Origin of the sequence: Micromonospora sp. NBC_01739, from assembly GCF_035920385.1 — a bacterium.
Classification (GTDB): Bacteria; Actinomycetota; Actinomycetes; order Mycobacteriales; family Micromonosporaceae; genus Micromonospora.
In genome coordinates this window covers 2,973,376-2,988,987 of record NZ_CP109151.1, presented here as the reverse complement: position 1 = coordinate 2,988,987, position 15,612 = coordinate 2,973,376, and the positions used below count along the sequence as shown (strand labels likewise).

Genomic DNA, 15,612 nt, shown 5'->3' with positions numbered 1-15,612 from the left:
CACCGGCGGCCTCGCCTCAGAGTTGGCCGACGTCCGTGATCCGGATGACCGCCGTGCCCGCCTCGTCGGAGGCGGCCAGGTCGACCTCGGCACTGATGCCCCAGTCGTGGTCGCCCTCGGGGTCGTCGAGGATCTGCCGTACCGTCCAGCGTTCCCTACCCTGCTCGATCATGAGCAGCGCCGGGCCCCGGGCGTTCGGCCCGATGCCGATCTCGCCGTACGACTCGAAGTAGGGCTCCAGCGCCTCGGCCCAGGCGTCGGCGTCCCACCCGGTGGCCCCGTCCAGTTCGCCGAGGCTGTGCCACTGCCGCAGCGCGGCCAACTCGACCCGACGGAACAGGGCGTTGCGGACGAGGACCCGGAAGGCGCGGGTGTTGCGGGTGACCGCCGTGGGACGGTCGTCCAGGGCGGCGGCGACCTCCGGCAGGTCGGTCGGGTTGCGCAGCCGCTCCCATTCGTCGATCAGGCTGGAGTCGACCTGGCGGACCAGCTCCCCGAGCCACTCGATCAGGTCGATCAGCTCGTCGGTCTTGGCTTCCTCGGGCACGGTCTGCCGCAGGGTCTTGTACGCGTCGGCCAGGTAGCGCAGCACCAGGCCCTCCGAGCGGGACAGCCCGTAGAACTGCACGAACTCGGTGAAGGTCATCGCCCGCTCGTACATGTCGCGGACCACGGACTTGGGGGAGAGCTGGTGGTCGGCGACCCAGGGATGCCCCTGCCGGTACATCTCGTACGCGTTCTCCAGCAGTTCCGCGAGGGGCTTGGGCCAGGTCACGTTGTCGAGCAGTTCCAGGCGGGCCTCGTACTCGATGCCCTCGGCCTTCATCGCGGCGACCGCCTCACCCCGGGCCTTGAACTGCTGCGCGGAGAGCACCTGGCGGGGGTCGTCGAGGATCGACTCGATCACGCTCAGCACGTCCAGGGCGTACGAGGGGGACTCGCTGTCCAGCAGTTCGATGGTGGCCAGGGCCAGCGGCGACAGGGGCTGGTTGAGCGCGAAGTCTAGTTGCAGGTCGACCGTGAGCCGGACCCGTCGGCCGGTCTCGTCCGGCTCGGGCAACTCCTCGACCACCCCACCGGCTCTCAGCGCCCGGTAGATGGCGATGGCCCGGCGGATGTGCCGGCGCTGGGCGGCGGGGTCCTCGTGGTTGTCGGTGAGCAGGTGCCGCATGGCGGCGAAGGCGTCACCGGGGCGGCCGATGACGTTGAGCAGCATCGAGTGGCTGACCTGGAAGCTGGAGGTGAGCGGTTCCGGCTCGGCCTCTACCAGCCGCTGGAAGGTCGGCTCACCCCAGCCGATCGAGCCCTCCGGCGGCTTCTTGCGTACCACCTTGCGGCGCTTCTTGGGGTCGTCGCCGGCCTTGGCCAGGGCCTTCTCGTTCTCGATCACATGCTCCGGGGCCTGCACCACGACCCGGCCCAGGGTGTCGAAGCCGGCGCGTCCGGCCCGCCCGGCGATCTGGTGGAACTCGCGGGCCTTGAGCAGCCGGGTCCGCACCCCGTCGTACTTCGACAGGCCGGTGAACAGGACCGTACGGATCGGCACGTTGATGCCGACCCCGAGGGTGTCCGTCCCGCAGATGACCTTGAGTAGTCCGGCCTGGGCCAGGGTCTCCACCAGCCGGCGGTACTTGGGCAGCATGCCGGCGTGATGCACCCCGATGCCGTGCCGGACCAGCCGGGACAGGGTCTTGCCGAAGCCCGAGGTGAACCGGAAGTTCCCGATCGCCTGGGCGATCATGTCCTTCTCGGCCCGGGTGCAGACGTTGACGCTCATCAGGGCCTGGGCGCGCTCCAGGGCGGCGGCCTGGGTGAAGTGCACGACGTAGACCGGGGCCTGCTTGGTCTCCAGCAGTTCCTCGAGAGTCTCGTGCATGGGGGTCATCGCGTACGAGAAGATCAGCGGGACCGGCCGCTCGGCCGAGCGGACGACGGCGGTGGACCGCCCGGTACGCCGGCTCAGGTCGTCGACGAACCGGGTGGTGTCCCCCAGGGTGGCCGACATCAGGACGAACTGCGCCTGAGGCAGTTCGATCAGGGGCACCTGCCAGGCCCAACCCCGGTCCGGTTCGGCGTAGAAGTGGAACTCGTCCATGACCACCTGGCCGACATCGGCCCGGGATCCCTCCCGCAGCGCCAGGTTGGCCAGGATCTCCGCCGTGCAGCAGATGATCGGAGCGTCGGCGTTGACGCTGGCGTCCCCGGTGAGCATGCCGACGTTCTCCGCCCCGAACACCTCGCAGAGGGCGAAGAACTTCTCCGACACCAGGGCCTTGATCGGCGCGGTGTAGAAGGTCGTCCGGTCGTCGGCCAGGGCGGCGAAGTGCGCGGCGATCGCGACCAGGCTCTTGCCCGAGCCGGTCGGGGTATTCATGATCACGTTGGCCCCGGAGACGATCTCGATGACCGCCTCCTCCTGATGGGGGTAGAGGTCGAGGCCGCGCGCGGAGGCCCAACCGGCGAACGCGTCGTAGAGGGTGTCGGGGTCGGCGGTCTTGGGCAGCGCGGCGGTGAGAGTCATGGCCGGTCCATGGTGCCTGGATCGTGCCCTCCGACGCCAACCGGGTGACCGGTTTCGCCGGGCCGGCTGTTAACAGGGGCCCCCTTTACCGCACGAGGCGTTAAGAAGGGGCCCTTCCTTACCCGTTAGCGGCGGCGGTAGATCAGGTCGGCGATCGGGCGGCCGGCCCGCAGGGCCCGCCGCTCGAACCGGGTCACCGGCCGGTGGGCGGGCCTGGGGGCGTACCCCTCGTGCAGGTTGACCAGGCCCGGATCGGCGTCCAGGGTGACCCGCATCGCCTCGGCGTACTCCGCCCAGTCGGTGGCGCAGTGCAGGATGCCGCCGAGGGCCAGCCGGGAGCGCAGCAAGGCGACATGCCTCGGCTGGATCAGCCGCCGCTTGTGATGCCGGGACTTGGGCCAGGGGTCCGGGAAGAAGACGTGCACCGCGTCCAGGGAGTCCGCCGGAATCGTCTGCATCAACTCCACCGCGTCGCCCTCGGCGATGCGGACATTGCGCAGCTCACGCTGGTGGACCAGGTCCAGCAGGTTGGCGATTCCGGGCGTGTGCACCTCGACCGCCAGATAGTCTCGATCCGGGTCGGCGGCGGCCATCTCGACCGTCGTGTCACCCATGCCGGACCCGATCTCCACCACCAGCGGAGCCCGGCGGCCGAACAAGGCGACCGGATCGAACGGCGTGGCATCGCCCACGCGCAGCGCGTACACCGGCCAGAGGTCCTGCAGGGCGGCCGTCTGCCGCTCGCTCATGCGGCCCCGCCGCGGGTGGAAGGTACGGATCGCCCGCGCCGGGTGAGGCACGGCGCCAGCGGAGATCGGTTCGGTGGAGGTCACAGCGCACCGAGCTTACGCGAGCCCGGTGCCGGATCGGATGTGATGTACGACCGGGAATGAGACCATCATTCCCGTACCGCAGACCGGGTGTCCGGCGGCGCCCGGCGACTGCTCCGTCGCGCCGGGAGGGGGCATCGTGTCAGTGACCCGTACTCGCCCGGCCCGGTCGGCCACCCTGGTCGCGGCCTCGGTGTTCGCCCTCGTCGCCCCGCTGCTCGCCGTCGCCCTGACCGGGATCTCGACCCCGGCCCGCGCCGCCGCGGCCGGTGCCGGCCAGCCGATCGCCGCCTCCCAGCCGGTCGCCGCCCGAGTGGTCGCCGCTCCGCAGCCACCTGGCCCGGACGTGTTCATCGAGGTCAGCCCGAGCACGGTGGAACCGGGGCATCTGGTCGGCCTGCGGGCCAGCTGCCGGGACAACTCCGTCGGGGCCATCGTCGTCTCGGACGCCTTCGGCCGGGTCGCCGTGCAGCCGCAACGCGGCCTGCTGACCGGTACCGCCCAGGTGAAGGACCGGGTGCTGCCCGGCAACTACCGGGTCAAGCTGGAGTGTCGGGGCGGGGAGAGCGCCTCGACGATGCTTCAGGTGGTCCGCACCGTCCGACCCAGCCGGGGACCGGCCACCGGATTCGGCGGCGGTGCCGGGACCACCTTCGGCCTGCTGGTGCCCGGCGGGCTCGCGTTGACCGTCAGCGGCGTGATCCTCTGGGGCGTGACCGTCCGGCGTCGGCACACCGGCCGGTGAGCCCCCATGGCCGCCTCCCGAACCCCACGCCCTGCCGGGGTTGATCGCATCTCACGATCGGCTGGTGGGGTGCGGGTCGGGCGTCCGGCTGGTAGCCGGCCGAGCCCTCACCCTCGGCCCGAGGTGTTCGTGCCGCCGGTCGAGCGGCCCGGGACTTCCATCGCCCGGGCGGACCTCTTCGTCCCGGGCGACGTCCCACCGGCCTCGAAGCGACCGGCATCCACCGGCCACCCGGCCCGTGGCTCGGCCCGACCGGTCCGCTCCTCGCCCCCGGCCGGTCCGCTTCCCTCGGCCGGTCCGCCTCCGTCGACCAGCCCGCGTGCATCCGCCGGGAAGGCCCCCCGGGGCACCCGATCCAGTCGCCGGGCCACCCGCTCCGGCCGCAGTCCCTGGTCCTTGCCGTTGGCGGTGGTGCTGGTACTGCTCGGTGTCTTCGCCACCGGCGCCGGGCTGGGGCGCAGCGTCGGTGATCCGTTGCAGTGGGCCACCGCGGCCGGCGGTGGTGCCGAGCCACCGGCGCGCGAGACGGTCGCCGCGCCCGCCGCACCCCGGCCGGTACGCCTCACGGTCGCGACGGTCGACATCAACGCCCCGGTGAAACCGGTCGGGGACGCCGCCGACGGGACGATCGACGTACCGCCGTTGAGTCGGCACGAGGAGACCGGCTGGTACGACCGGGGGCCGGTGCCCGGCGAGCCCGGTCCCGCCGTCATCGTCGGCCATGTCGACACCAAGAGCGGCCCCTCGGTCTTCTACGACCTGCACAAGCTCCGGGTCGGGGAGACCGTCGAGGTGCAGCGGGCGGACGGCTCGGTGGCGGTGTTCACGGTCGACTCCGTCGAACGCTTCCCCAAGGACCAACTGCCGGCCGACCGGATCTACGGCCATGACGGCCCGCCCAGCCTGCGGCTGATCACCTGCGGGGGTCAGTGGCTCGGCGGCGCGACCGGCTACGCCGACAATGTCATCGCCTTCGCCACCCACACCGAGACCCGCCCCGCATAGCAGCAGCCCAGAGCGGGCCGGTGACTCAGGGAACCTGCTGCACCACCTCGAACTCCAGCAGGGTGGCGCCGGTGGCGACCGGGGGGCGTTGTTCGCCGCCGGGCGGGGCGGCGTGGGCGGCACGGGCCGGGCCGGCGGCCCAGTCCTGGTACGCCTGCTCGCTCTCCCAGCGGGTGTAGACGAAGTAGCGGTTGTCACCGGCGACCGGGCGCAGCAACTCGAAGCCGAGGAAGCCGGGGGAGTTCTGCACGGCGTGCGCCCGCGCGGCGAACCGCTTCTCCAACTCCTCGCCGGCTCCCGGGGGTACCTCGATCGCGTTGATCTTCACGACTGCCATGTCCCCACCCTAGACGCGGGCAGCGCCCGCCACGGCGCAGAGTCGTCACCTCAGAAGGTTTCGACTGTGGTGTCGACGACGATCGGGGCATGGTCGGAGGGGGACTTGCCCTTGCGGGCCTCCCGGTCGACATAGGCCGCGCGGACCGTGCCGGCCAACGGTGCCGAGGCGTACACCAGGTCGATCCGCATGCCCTTGTTCTGGTGGAACATGCCGGCCCGATAGTCCCAGTAGGTGAAGGGATACGGCCCCTTCATCGGGGTGGGCACCACATCGACGAGGCCCAGGTCCCGCAACGCCGCCAGGGCGGCCCGTTCGGCCGGGGTGACATGGGTGGAGGTGGCGAACAACGCCGGATCCCACACGTCGTCGTCCGTCGGGGCCACGTTGAAGTCCCCGCAGACCGCCAACGCCGGATGGTCGGTCAACTCGGCGGCCAGCGCCTCCCGCAGGGCCCCCAGCCAGGCCAGCTTGTAGGCGTAGTGCGGGTCGTCGGGGGCCCGCCCGTTCGGCACGTACACCGACCAGACGCGTACCCCGCCGCAGGTGGCGGCGATGGCTCGGGCCTCCGGCTCGGGGAAGCCCGGCTCGCCGGGAAAGCCGACCGTGACATCGGCCAGGCCGACCCGGGACAGGATGGCCACCCCGTTCCACCGGCCGTCGCTGTGGCTGGCCACGGTGTAGCCCAGCTCGCCCACCTCGGCCACCGGGAAGGCGCCGTCGGGGCACTTGGTCTCCTGGAGGCAGACCACGTCCGGTTCGGTGCCGGCCAACCAGTCGAGCAGCCGGGGCAGGCGGGCCTTCACCGAGTTCACGTTCCAGGTCGCCAGACGCATGATGTCAGCCTGCCGTATCCCGGCCCGACTCCGCGCGCCGCCACCCCTGAGGTTGTTAACAGGGGGCCCCTGCTCTGCACCAGGCGTTAACAAGGGGCCCTTCCTTACACCCTCATTCGTTGTTGGGGCGGGTCTGTTCGGCCAGGAAACGTTCCAGTTCGGCGCCGAGTTCCTCCGCGGTGGGCAGGGGGCCGGTCTCCGCCGCCAGCAGGTTCTTACCTTCCTGACCCCGGGCGTACGCGTCGTACTGTTCCTCCAAGGCCTGCACCAGGGTGCTGGCCTCCTCGCTCTGCGTCACCTGCCGGTCGATCTCCACCCGGACCGCCTCGGCGGCGGAGCGCAGCCCGTCGCGGGGCAGCAGTAGCCCGGTGCTGCGGGACACGGAGGCGAGCAGCACCTCGGCGGCGGCCGGGTACTCCGCCTGCGCCACGTAGTGCGGCACATGGGCGGCGAAGCCCAGGGCGTCCCGACCGGCCTCACCCAGGCGGAACTCCAGCAGGTGACCCACGCTGCCGGGTACCTGGACCCGTTGCAGCCACGGCTCGTAGCCGACGATCAGATCGGGGCGGGTGGCGTGGGCGGTCACCCCGGCGGGCCGGGTGTGCGGCACCGCCATCGGGATCGAGTTGAGCCCCACCGTCAGGCGTACGTCCAGCCGGGCGGAGAGCCCGGCGACCGCGGCGACGAACCGCTCCCACTGCAGATCCGGCTCCGGCCCGGTGAGCAGCAGGAAGGGGGTCTCGTCGTCGTCGTGCAGCAGATGCAGCACCAACTCCGGCGTGTCGTAGCTTTCCCAGTGATCCTCCACGAAGGTCATCACCGGGCGGCGGGATCGGTAGTCGAAGAGCTGGTCGAGGTCGAAGCGGGCGATCTGGCGGGACTCCAACGAGGTCAGCAACTGCTCGCGGGCCAGTCGGCTGGCGTTGCCGGCGTCGACGAAACCGGTGAGTGCCTGGATCAGGACCGGTTGCCCTAGTTCGGGCAGATCGGTGGTGAGTTCGTAGAGCTCGTGTGGATCGAGCACCGGTGCGGCCTCCCTGGTTGCGCGTAACGGGGGTTGCTGGTTTGACGGCTCCCCCGATCGCCAGAACGTACCCGCCATCCTGGCGCATTCCTGCCGCGCCGGTCCGCCCGACCCGGATTCGATCCGACCCTGCCCGAATACGGCGTTGCGGCCCGGGGGTACATATGAGTGAGCATCGTGGAAGGGAGTGGTGATGAGCGACCCGGCTCCGGTCAACGGACAGCCCGGCGTCCCGGCAGTGCCGGGCCGGCGGCCCGAGGGTGAGGCCACCGAGACGCCACCGGTCACCCTCTGGGACCGGATGCGCCAGGACCCGCAGTACGCCCCGGAACATCTCGCCCTGGAGGCGGTACGCCGACTCGGTCCGGAGGCGGCCACCTGGGTCCGACAGGCCCGCGCGCAGCACCCGAACGCCACCCCGGACTCCCTGGCCGATCAGGTGGTACGCCGATTCGTCAACCAGGCCCGGCTCTCCGGTGCCGTCTCCGGGGCGGCCGGTCTGCCCGGTGCGGTGCTCGATGTCGGGGTGCTCGCCTGGACCCAGGCCCGCATGGTGCTGCACATCGCCGCCGCCTACGGCGCGGACCCGGCACACCAGGACCGGGCCGCCGACCTGCTGGTCCTGCAGAAGGTGCACAAGGTGGCGGCCAGCGCCCGACTGGCCCTGGGGGTGGCGGCGGGCCGGGAACGGGCCGGTGCGCTGTTCGGTGGTGGCGGTCAGACCACCCTGGGTCGGGCGATGCTGCGGCTCGGGATCCGGCTGGCCCAGATGGCCGGGGTACGGGCCGCGAAGCGGGTCTTCGCCAAGGTGGTACCGGGGGCGGCCATCATTCTGGGCACCTGGGCGAACTCCTCGGCCACCAAGAACCTCGCCGAACGCTCCCGGGCCCACTACCGTCAGCACGGTCATCCGCACATCCCGACCCCTCGCCGTTCCCCTGAGGACGACGATCAGTCGGCGTAGCCGGAGGAGCGCCAGGTCACCTCGGCGAGACGGGACTGACCGGCCGTGTTGGGGTGGAAGTAGTCCAGGGCGTTGACCAGGTCCAGGTCGAACCTGACCCGGTGCACCGCCCCGCCGTCGTACCGACACCGGGAGCCGTACGCGCGGCAGGCGGCCGACAGTTGTCTGTTGTAGGCCGAGATCCGTTCCTTGAACTCCGTGCGGCGGGCCCGGTCGGCCGGTGCGGTCGAGGTCGGCTCGGCCAGCAGCGCCGGACAGACCCCCCGTCGCCAGGCCCGGGTGGCCCGGGAGTCGTCGTGGCCGACCTCCCAGAGCCGGTACAGGTTGGGGATGCTGACCACCAGCACCCGGGCCTTGGGTCGGCCCTCGCGCAGCACTTTCAGCCCTCGGTCGATCTCGGCCCGGAACTCGGTAACCGGGGTCATCGCCTCGATGGAGTTGCGGCAGGCGTCGTTGGCCCCGATCAGCACGGTCACGTAGTCGGCCCGGTCGCGTACCGCCGCCTCCGCCTGGCCGGCCAACGCGGCGGCCCGGGCCCCCGGTCGGGCGTGGTTGTACGCCTTGTCCCGCAGCTTGGGGTTGCGGTCCAGCAGCCGGCGGTAGTGGCTGTCGACCCGCAGCCCCGACCCGGTGGACCAGGAGTTGCGTTCGCAGGAGGTGAGCACGAGGCAGGAGCCGAAGCCGGTGGTGATGGAGTCACCGAGGGCGGCGACCACCTTGGGGGAGCCGGGTGGCGGGCTGCCGGTGGGTCGGGGGGTCGCCTCTCCGCCCGCCTCGCAGGCCAGGGCGACCAACGCGAGCAGGCAGACGGCGGCGGTTGTCCAGCGTCCAGGCATGACTTCCCCAGCCTCGTAGCGCGCAGAGACGGCAGGATGACTGTACGCGTGGGCCGCGTGACCTTCGTGCCGCCTTGTCGGAGATGCGGCAGATCCCTGTCGCCGGGTCGAGAAGCGTGCTAGTCGCGGTGGTGGCGGTTAGTCCGGGCGGTGCGGGGTAGGTGGAGGTGATGACGAGATCACAGCCCCGGCGTGCCCGCGGCACGGTCGGCCACGCGTACAGCGCACTCAATCTGCGGCTGGTGCTGGCCGGCTTCGGGCTCGTCACCATGGTCGTCTTCGCGGTGCTGGCGTTCCGTGCCGAGCTGGCCTTGCTCGGTGTGGTCTGCGTGATCTTCGCGGTGGTCGCGGTCGTCGACCTGGCCGTCATCCAACGCCGCCGTGCCGCCCGCCGCCGTGAGGAACCCGGTGTGCGGCACTCGCTCTTCGAGTGACGGGAGAAAGCCCTGATGCCCATCGCCACCACCAACCCCGTTACCGGCCAGGTGCTCAAGACCTTCGAGCCGATGTCGGACGAGCAGCTGAGCGACGCGATCGAACGGGCCGATCTGGCGTACCAGCAGCTGCGGGGCACCACCATCGACCAGCGCGGGCGGTGGCTGAACGCGGCGGCGGACCTGCTGGAGGCCGAACGCGACGACATCGCCCGGCTGATGACCACCGAGATGGGCAAGACGTACGCCGCAGCCAAGGCAGAGGTCACCAAGTGCGCCACCGCCTTCCGCTTCTACGCCGCCCACGCCGCCGAGTTCCTGGCCGATCTACCGGCCGACGCGAAGGCGGTCTCTGCGACCCGGGCCTTCGTCCGCTACCAGCCGATCGGGCCGGTCCTCGCGGTGATGCCCTGGAACTTTCCGCTCTGGCAGGTCGTACGCTTCGCCGCCCCGGCCCTGATGGCCGGCAACACCGGGCTGCTCAAACACGCCTCCAACGTGCCGCAGACCGCCCTGCTGCTGGAGGACGTGATCCGCCGCGCCGGTTTCCCCGAGGGGGCCTTCACGACCCTGCTGGTCGGCTCCGAGGCGGTGGAGCAGATCCTGGGCGACCCCCGGGTACGCGCCGCCACCCTGACCGGAAGCGAGCCCGCCGGCCGGTCCATCGCCCAGATCGCCGGCCGGGAGCTGAAGAAGACCGTGCTGGAACTGGGCGGCAGCGACCCCTTCGTGGTGATGCCCTCGGCCGATGTGGAACTGGCCGCCGAGGTGGCCACCACCGCACGCTGCCAGAACAACGGGCAGTCCTGCATCGCGGCCAAGCGGTTCATCGTGCACACCGAGGTCTACGAGGCCTTCGCGGAGGCGTTCGCGCACCGCATGTCGGCGCTGCGGGTCGGCGACCCGATGGACGCCGACACCGATGTCGGGCCGTTGGCCAGCGAGCGGGGCCGCGACGAGGTCGACGCCCAGGTCCGGGACGCGGTCGACAAGGGAGCCACCGTGCTCTGCGGTGGTCGCAAACCCACCGGGGAGGGCTGGTTCTACCCGCCGACCGTGGTCGCCGACCTCGATCCGAGCATGCGGATGTGGTCCGAGGAGGTGTTCGGGCCGGTGGCCGGGTTGTACCGGGTGTCCTCGTACGAGGAGGCGATCGAGGTGGCCAACGGCACCGCCTTCGGGCTCGGCTCCAACGCCTGGACCCGGGACCCCCAGGAGCAGGAGCGTTTCGCCACCGACCTGGTCGCCGGGGCGGTGTTCATCAACGGCATGACCACCTCGTACCCGGAGCTGCCCTTCGGTGGGGTGAAGAACTCCGGGTACGGCCGGGAGTTGTCCGCCCAGGGCATGCACGAGTTCTGCAACCTCAAGACGGTCTGGATCGGTGCGGGGGAGGCCGGGGCCGGCGCCGGGGCGCACGCCGAGTAGCCCGGCTTACTTTTCCGCCGGCCTGGGTAGGGAGGCCGGCATGACGGCGATCGGTTTCCACGCTTCCCACGAGCAGATTCATCCCCGTGCCCTGCTGGAGGCGGTGTGTCACGCCGAGGAGGTCGGCTTCGACGCCGCGATGTGCTCCGACCACTTCGCACCCTGGAGCGAGCGGCAGGGGCACTCCGGGTTCGCCTGGTCGTGGCTAGGTTCCGCGCTCCAGGCCACCGGGCTGTCCTTCGGCGTGGTCAACGCACCGGGCCAGCGTTACCACCCGGCCATCATCGCCCAGGCGATCGGCACCCTGGCCGCGATGTACCCTGGCCGGTTCTGGGCCGCGCTGGGCTCCGGTGAGGCCGCCAACGAACATGTCACCGGCGAGGCCTGGCCCCGCAAGGAGGTCCGCAACGCCCGGCTGCGCGAGTGCGTGGAGGTCATCCGGGCCCTGCTGGCCGGCGAGGAGGTCAGCCACGACGGGCTGGTCCGGGTCGACCGGGCCCGGCTCTGGACCCGACCCGAGCAGCCGCCCGCCCTGGTCGGCGCCGCGGTCAGTGTCGAGACCGCCCGCTGGTGTGCCGAATGGGCGGACGGTCTGATCACCGTGAACGCCTCCACCGACCACCTTCGCCGCATGATCGACGCCTACCGGGAAGCCGGCGGTCGCGGGCCGATCCACCTCCAGGTGCATCTGAGCTGGGCCGGCAGCCAGGCCGAGGCCGAGGCCATCGCGTACGACCAGTGGCGCAGCAACGTCTTCGCCCCCCCGGTCTGCTGGGACCTGGCCACCCCGGAACACTTCGACGTGGTCTCCGCCCAGGTACCCATGTCCCGCCTGGCCGAGGTGGTCAACATCTCCGCCGACCTGGGCCGACACACCGGCTGGCTGGAGGACTACATCGACCTAGGCTTCGACCAGATAGCCCTACACCACGTAGGCCAGGACCAACGCCCCTTCCTGGACGCCTTCGGCACCCAGGTCCTCCCCAAACTCCCCCACACCCCCTAACCCACCCACCCCACACCCCCTAACCCACCCACCCCACCCCCCTCGCGCCCTCTGTCTGTGCCCCGTTGATCATGAGGTTAGCGGCAGTTGTCGATCTCCAGACTGCCGTCAACCTCATGATCAACGCGGCGGAGACAGGGGGTGGGTTAGGAGTTGGCCGGGCCAGGGGGGTTGGGCGGGGCGGGTGAGGGTGAAGGGGGTGGTGGGGGTGAAGCCCTGGCGTTGGTACCAGCGGACCAGGGCGCCGTCGTCGCCGGCGTAGCAGTCCACGCGGAGCAGGTGGACACCGCTTTGTCGGGCCAGGTCGGCGGCGTGCGCCAGTAGTCGGGCACCGATTCCCGCTCCGGCGTACGCCCGGTCGGTGACCAGCAGGTTCACGTACAGCTCCGGTTCGGTGGCCGGGGGCACGTAGTCGTTGGCGGTGCCCACCACGAGCGCGCCGACCGGTCGGTCGCCGATTTCTGCCAGCCACAGACCGTCGCCCTTGGCCCAGCCGTCGGCCTGGGCGATGCGGCGCGGGTCGGTCGACGCGGGCTCGGTGCCCCACTGCCCGGTACGCCCCTGCGCCACCAGCCAGGCGGTGGCGTCGTCCAGCAGTCGCAACACCGCCGCCGCATCCTCCGGCCCTCCGGCCCGCAACACCAGATCATCCATGCCGCCATCCTGCTACCCGGCGACCAGGCGAACAGCGAGGGGCCCGGTGATCAAGAGGTTTGGTCGCCTGGAGGCGGAATCCAGACCCAAACTTTTTGATCAACCGGGCCCCGAGCGGGCCGGGCCGCAGCCGGGCCGGGCCCCTCGCGAGTGGGGCCGGGTGGGGTGCCGGTCGCCGACGGCACCCCACCCGGGGATCAGGAGACGGTGCAGGGTGCGCCGTTGACCGTGATCAGGTTCGGTGCGGGGTTGGCGCCCTTGCCGGTGGTGGCGTTGAAGCCGAACATCGCCGTGCCGCCGGGGGCGATGTTGCCGTTGTACGACTCGTTCTTCGCGGTCACCGTGGCGCCGGACTGCTTGACGTCTGCCATCCAGGCCTCGCGCACCTTGGCGTCACCGGTGAAGGCGAACTTGGCGGTCCAGCCGTTCAGGGTGGTGGTGCCGGTGTTGCGGATGGTCACCTGGCCGGTGAAGCCGGTGCCGCCCTGCCAGGAGCCGTAGTTGGTGTACGTCACCGAGCAGGTGGGTGCCGGCACGGCCGCCGAGTCACCCTGGTCGGCCAGGAACGAGGCGATCCAGGCCAGCGCCGAGTTCCAGTTGATCGCCACCTCGTTGGTCGAGTAGGAGGCGATGTCGTCGACGTAGCAGAACATCGGGGCGCAGCCGGCGAGCAGCTTCTCCACGAACGGGTCCTGCAGGTCGGCGTTGGGACCGCCGGCCAGCGAGCCCGCGGGCGGCTTCGGCATGGTCGGGTCGAGCTGGTAGCCGAAGATGCGGCTGTGCTGGTTCTCCGCCGCGTGCTCGCCCCAACCGGTGACGAACGAGATGTTCAGCGCGTTGCGGCCGAGGATGTAGTCCATCGTCTGCACCGCGCCGTCGCGGTACTTGGCCTGACCGGTCAGGTCGAAGGCGGTGGCCAGCACGATCGCGTTGTTGATCACGTTGCTGTTGCCGCCCCAGAAGTAGCTGCTGGACTCACCCGGCATCGGCAGCCCGTACGCCTGGCGGGCGATCTCGGCGAGGTAGCCGTCCGCGGCGTCGGTCACCGACTTGCGGATGCGGGTCAGCTCGGCCGCCGCCAGCCCGCTGGGCACGGTGGCCAGGTCGAGGCGGCCCAGGGCGGCCACGCTCTGCCAGCCGAAGCCCCGGGCGTCGAAGACGTCACCGGTGTGGTGCGGCGAGGCGGTCAGGTCGGCCAGGTAGGCGGCCTCACCGGTGGTCAGGTACAGCTCGGCCGCCGCCCAGTAGAACTCGTCGGTGACGTTGCTGTCGTCGTACGCGCCGCCGCCGTTGCCGTCGGTCGGGCTGGCGTAGCGGGTCGGGTTGGCCTTCGCCGCGGCGTAGGCGGTCTTGGCCGCGGTGCCGCAACGCTGCGCGAAGGCGGCGTCGTACGGGGCGAACAGCCGGGCGCACTGGGCCGTGACGGCGGCCAGGTTCAGGGTGGCGGCGGTGGACGGCGGGTGCAGCTCACGCAGCTCCGGGTCGTCCTCGGGCTGCAACGGCAGTCCGGTCCAGTTCTCGTCGTGGATCTTGTGGTGGGCCATCCCGGCGAGCGGCTTGCCGGCCGGCACCTGCATCCGCATCAGGAACTCCAGCTCCCAGCGGGCCTCGTCGAGGATGTCCGGTACCCCGTTGTCCCGCTCGGGCAGCCGCAGGGTGCCGTCGCCGAGGGCGGCACCGAACCCGGCGGTGGCCGCGTTCTTGGTCCGCTCGAAGGTGCTCAGCAACTGGTAGGTGGCGATGCCGCCGTTGACCACGTACTTGCCGTGGTCGCCCGCGTCGTACCAGCCGCCGCGCACGTCCAGCCGGTAGTCGCAGACCCCGGGCTGGCAGGGCACGTCGGTGTCGCCCTGGTTGGGGGCGACCCCCAGGTGGCCGGCCGGGCGGGCGTACTCCTCGCCGACCAGGTCACCGTCGATGGCGATGCCGCTGCGCTGGATGTAGAAGAACTGCAGGGCGTCGGAGCGCAGCTGCTCGTAGAGGGCGCCGGAGATGTCGAACGGGTGGCTGACCTCACCGTCCACCGTCAGGGTCAGGCCCTGTCCGGGGGTGCGGTACGAGGAGAAGTCCAGCGAGTGGACGTTCTGCGCCGAGGCCGGGTCGACCCCGCGGGGGGTGGTGTTGCCGCTGGCCACCACGGCACCGGAGGCGGACTTCAACTGCCAGGGCAGGGCCTCGGTGGCGTCGGTGACCACGGTGGCGTTCTTCGGCCCGTGCGGCAGGTAGCCGACCTGGTTGACCCGGACCCGGGGGCCGGTGTCCGGCTCGTACGGCTCGGGCGGGTTGCCGCCGCGCAGCGAGACGTTGTCCAGGCAGACGGTCTGCTGTTCGGCGGCCCCACCGACCTGGAAGATCAGCTGGGACCGGCTGTCGTCGGTCGGGGCCACGAAGGTCCGCTCGACCCGCTGCTGGGTGGGGGTGGCGGCCGCGATGACCGAGTAGTAGCCGGTGTAGGGGGCGCTGCCGAGTTGCAGCACCGCGGTCACCGAGCCACCCGGGGTCGAGGTGACGTCGAAGCCCAGGGTGTATTCGGCGCCGGCGATCAGCGGCACTCCGTCGTGGCCGATGCCGGCGTCCCACGGGTTGGCCAGGCCACCGGCGACAGTGGTGCAGAGTTGGCCGTCGACCACGCCGAGGGGGCCGGTGCCGAAGGAGAACCAGGGCGAGGAGCCGTTGCTGAAGTCGCCGTTGGTGATTTGTTCGGGTGCGTCTGCCGGGGGGTCGGCGTAGGCGGTGCCGGCGGTGGTGCCGGCCAGCGCCACGGCGGTTGCCGCAGCGAGCACCGCTAGACGACGTCGGGGTGGCGTCACGGGGGATCCTTCCGACGAACAGGACGGGCAAATGGTGGGGGAAACCTGGGAGCGCTCCCAGGTATCGGGCATGTTTCCAGGGACGGCCGATCGTGTCAATCGATCGCACCCGATCCTCATCGGGGCGTTCAGCAGTGAGATTTGCCGCGCCACGCCCGGTCGTCCCGATCTCCTAGAGACAA

At 71.1% G+C, this 15,612-nt stretch carries 15 protein-coding genes; 6 read left to right on the top strand and 9 right to left on the bottom strand.

Annotated features, from left to right (window positions below; genetic code table 11):
- Nucleotides 1-16 precede the first annotated feature (16 nt).
- Complete coding sequence (locus OIE53_RS13195) at nt 17-2,521, bottom strand: DEAD/DEAH box helicase (protein ID WP_327026893.1); 2,505 nt, start codon at nt 2,519-2,521, stop codon at nt 17-19.
- A 125-nt stretch (nt 2,522-2,646) separates the two neighbouring features.
- Entirely contained in the window at nt 2,647-3,270 is a 624-nt protein-coding gene (gene trmB / locus OIE53_RS13190) for a tRNA (guanosine(46)-N7)-methyltransferase TrmB (protein WP_327026892.1), read from the bottom strand.
- A gap of 217 nt (nt 3,271-3,487) precedes the next feature.
- Here trmB and OIE53_RS13185 point away from each other — a divergent pair, with 217 nt between their 5' ends.
- Entirely contained in the window at nt 3,488-4,096 is a 609-nt protein-coding gene (locus OIE53_RS13185; protein ID WP_393340172.1) for a hypothetical protein, read from the top strand.
- Nucleotides 4,097-4,203: 107 nt separating this feature from the next.
- On the opposite strand, the gene OIE53_RS13180 is transcribed toward OIE53_RS13185, so the two are convergent.
- A complete protein-coding gene (locus OIE53_RS13180; RefSeq protein WP_327027483.1) occupies nt 4,204-4,536 on the bottom strand; it encodes a hypothetical protein in 333 nt (110 codons plus the stop codon).
- Here OIE53_RS13180 and OIE53_RS13175 point away from each other — a divergent pair.
- Nucleotides 4,493-5,101: a class F sortase gene (locus OIE53_RS13175; protein ID WP_327026891.1), complete on the top strand. Its 609-nt coding sequence runs from the start codon at nt 4,493-4,495 to the stop codon at nt 5,099-5,101. The two genes, OIE53_RS13180 and OIE53_RS13175, sit on opposite strands and share 44 nt — an antisense overlap.
- 25 nt (nt 5,102-5,126) lie before the next feature.
- Here the strand turns inward: OIE53_RS13175 and OIE53_RS13170 are convergent, their stop codons facing one another.
- The 3 genes from OIE53_RS13170 to OIE53_RS13160 form a co-directional block, all read right to left on the bottom strand.
- On the bottom strand, nt 5,127-5,438 hold the full coding sequence (locus OIE53_RS13170; protein WP_327026890.1) for an antibiotic biosynthesis monooxygenase family protein: 312 nt from the start codon (nt 5,436-5,438) through the stop codon (nt 5,127-5,129).
- Between the two features lie 50 nt (nt 5,439-5,488).
- On the bottom strand, nt 5,489-6,274 hold the full coding sequence (locus OIE53_RS13165) for an exodeoxyribonuclease III (protein ID WP_327026889.1): 786 nt from the start codon (nt 6,272-6,274) through the stop codon (nt 5,489-5,491).
- 112 nt (nt 6,275-6,386) lie between these two features.
- On the bottom strand, nt 6,387-7,298 hold the full coding sequence (locus OIE53_RS13160) for a proteasome assembly chaperone family protein (protein ID WP_327026888.1): 912 nt from the start codon (nt 7,296-7,298) through the stop codon (nt 6,387-6,389).
- A 193-nt stretch (nt 7,299-7,491) separates the two neighbouring features.
- Here OIE53_RS13160 and OIE53_RS13155 point away from each other — a divergent pair, with 193 nt between their 5' ends.
- Nucleotides 7,492-8,262: an EcsC family protein gene (locus OIE53_RS13155; RefSeq protein ID WP_327026887.1), complete on the top strand. Its 771-nt coding sequence runs from the start codon at nt 7,492-7,494 to the stop codon at nt 8,260-8,262.
- Here the strand turns inward: OIE53_RS13155 and OIE53_RS13150 are convergent.
- Nucleotides 8,250-9,098, bottom strand: coding sequence for a GDSL-type esterase/lipase family protein (locus OIE53_RS13150; protein WP_327026886.1), 849 nt, complete (start codon nt 9,096-9,098; stop codon nt 8,250-8,252). The two genes, OIE53_RS13155 and OIE53_RS13150, sit on opposite strands and share 13 nt — an antisense overlap.
- 170 nt (nt 9,099-9,268) lie before the next feature.
- Between OIE53_RS13150 and OIE53_RS13145 the strand changes: the two genes are divergently transcribed.
- Genes OIE53_RS13145 through OIE53_RS13135 form a run of 3 tightly spaced genes read left to right on the top strand, consistent with a single transcriptional unit; the run spans nt 9,269 to nt 11,966 of the window.
- Complete coding sequence (locus OIE53_RS13145) at nt 9,269-9,532, top strand: DUF6343 family protein (protein WP_327026885.1); 264 nt, start codon at nt 9,269-9,271, stop codon at nt 9,530-9,532.
- Nucleotides 9,533-9,547: 15 nt separating this feature from the next.
- Entirely contained in the window at nt 9,548-10,960 is a 1,413-nt protein-coding gene (locus OIE53_RS13140; protein ID WP_327026884.1) for an NADP-dependent succinic semialdehyde dehydrogenase, read from the top strand.
- 40 nt (nt 10,961-11,000) lie between these two features.
- Nucleotides 11,001-11,966, top strand: coding sequence for a TIGR03885 family FMN-dependent LLM class oxidoreductase (locus tag OIE53_RS13135; RefSeq protein ID WP_327026883.1), 966 nt, complete (start codon nt 11,001-11,003; stop codon nt 11,964-11,966).
- Between the two features lie 120 nt (nt 11,967-12,086).
- Here OIE53_RS13135 and OIE53_RS13130 read toward each other — a convergent pair whose 3' ends face one another.
- Together OIE53_RS13130 and OIE53_RS13125 are read right to left on the bottom strand one after the other, a co-directional pair.
- Nucleotides 12,087-12,620 carry a GNAT family N-acetyltransferase gene (locus tag OIE53_RS13130; RefSeq protein ID WP_327026882.1) on the bottom strand — a complete coding sequence of 178 codons (534 nt, stop codon included), beginning with the start codon at nt 12,618-12,620 and terminating at the stop codon, nt 12,087-12,089.
- Between the two features lie 197 nt (nt 12,621-12,817).
- The gene (locus OIE53_RS13125) at nt 12,818-15,430 is read right to left on the bottom strand and encodes a glycoside hydrolase family 9 protein (protein ID WP_327026881.1); all 2,613 of its coding nucleotides are present in this window, start codon (nt 15,428-15,430) and stop codon (nt 12,818-12,820) included.
- Nucleotides 15,431-15,612: the final 182 nt, after the last annotated feature.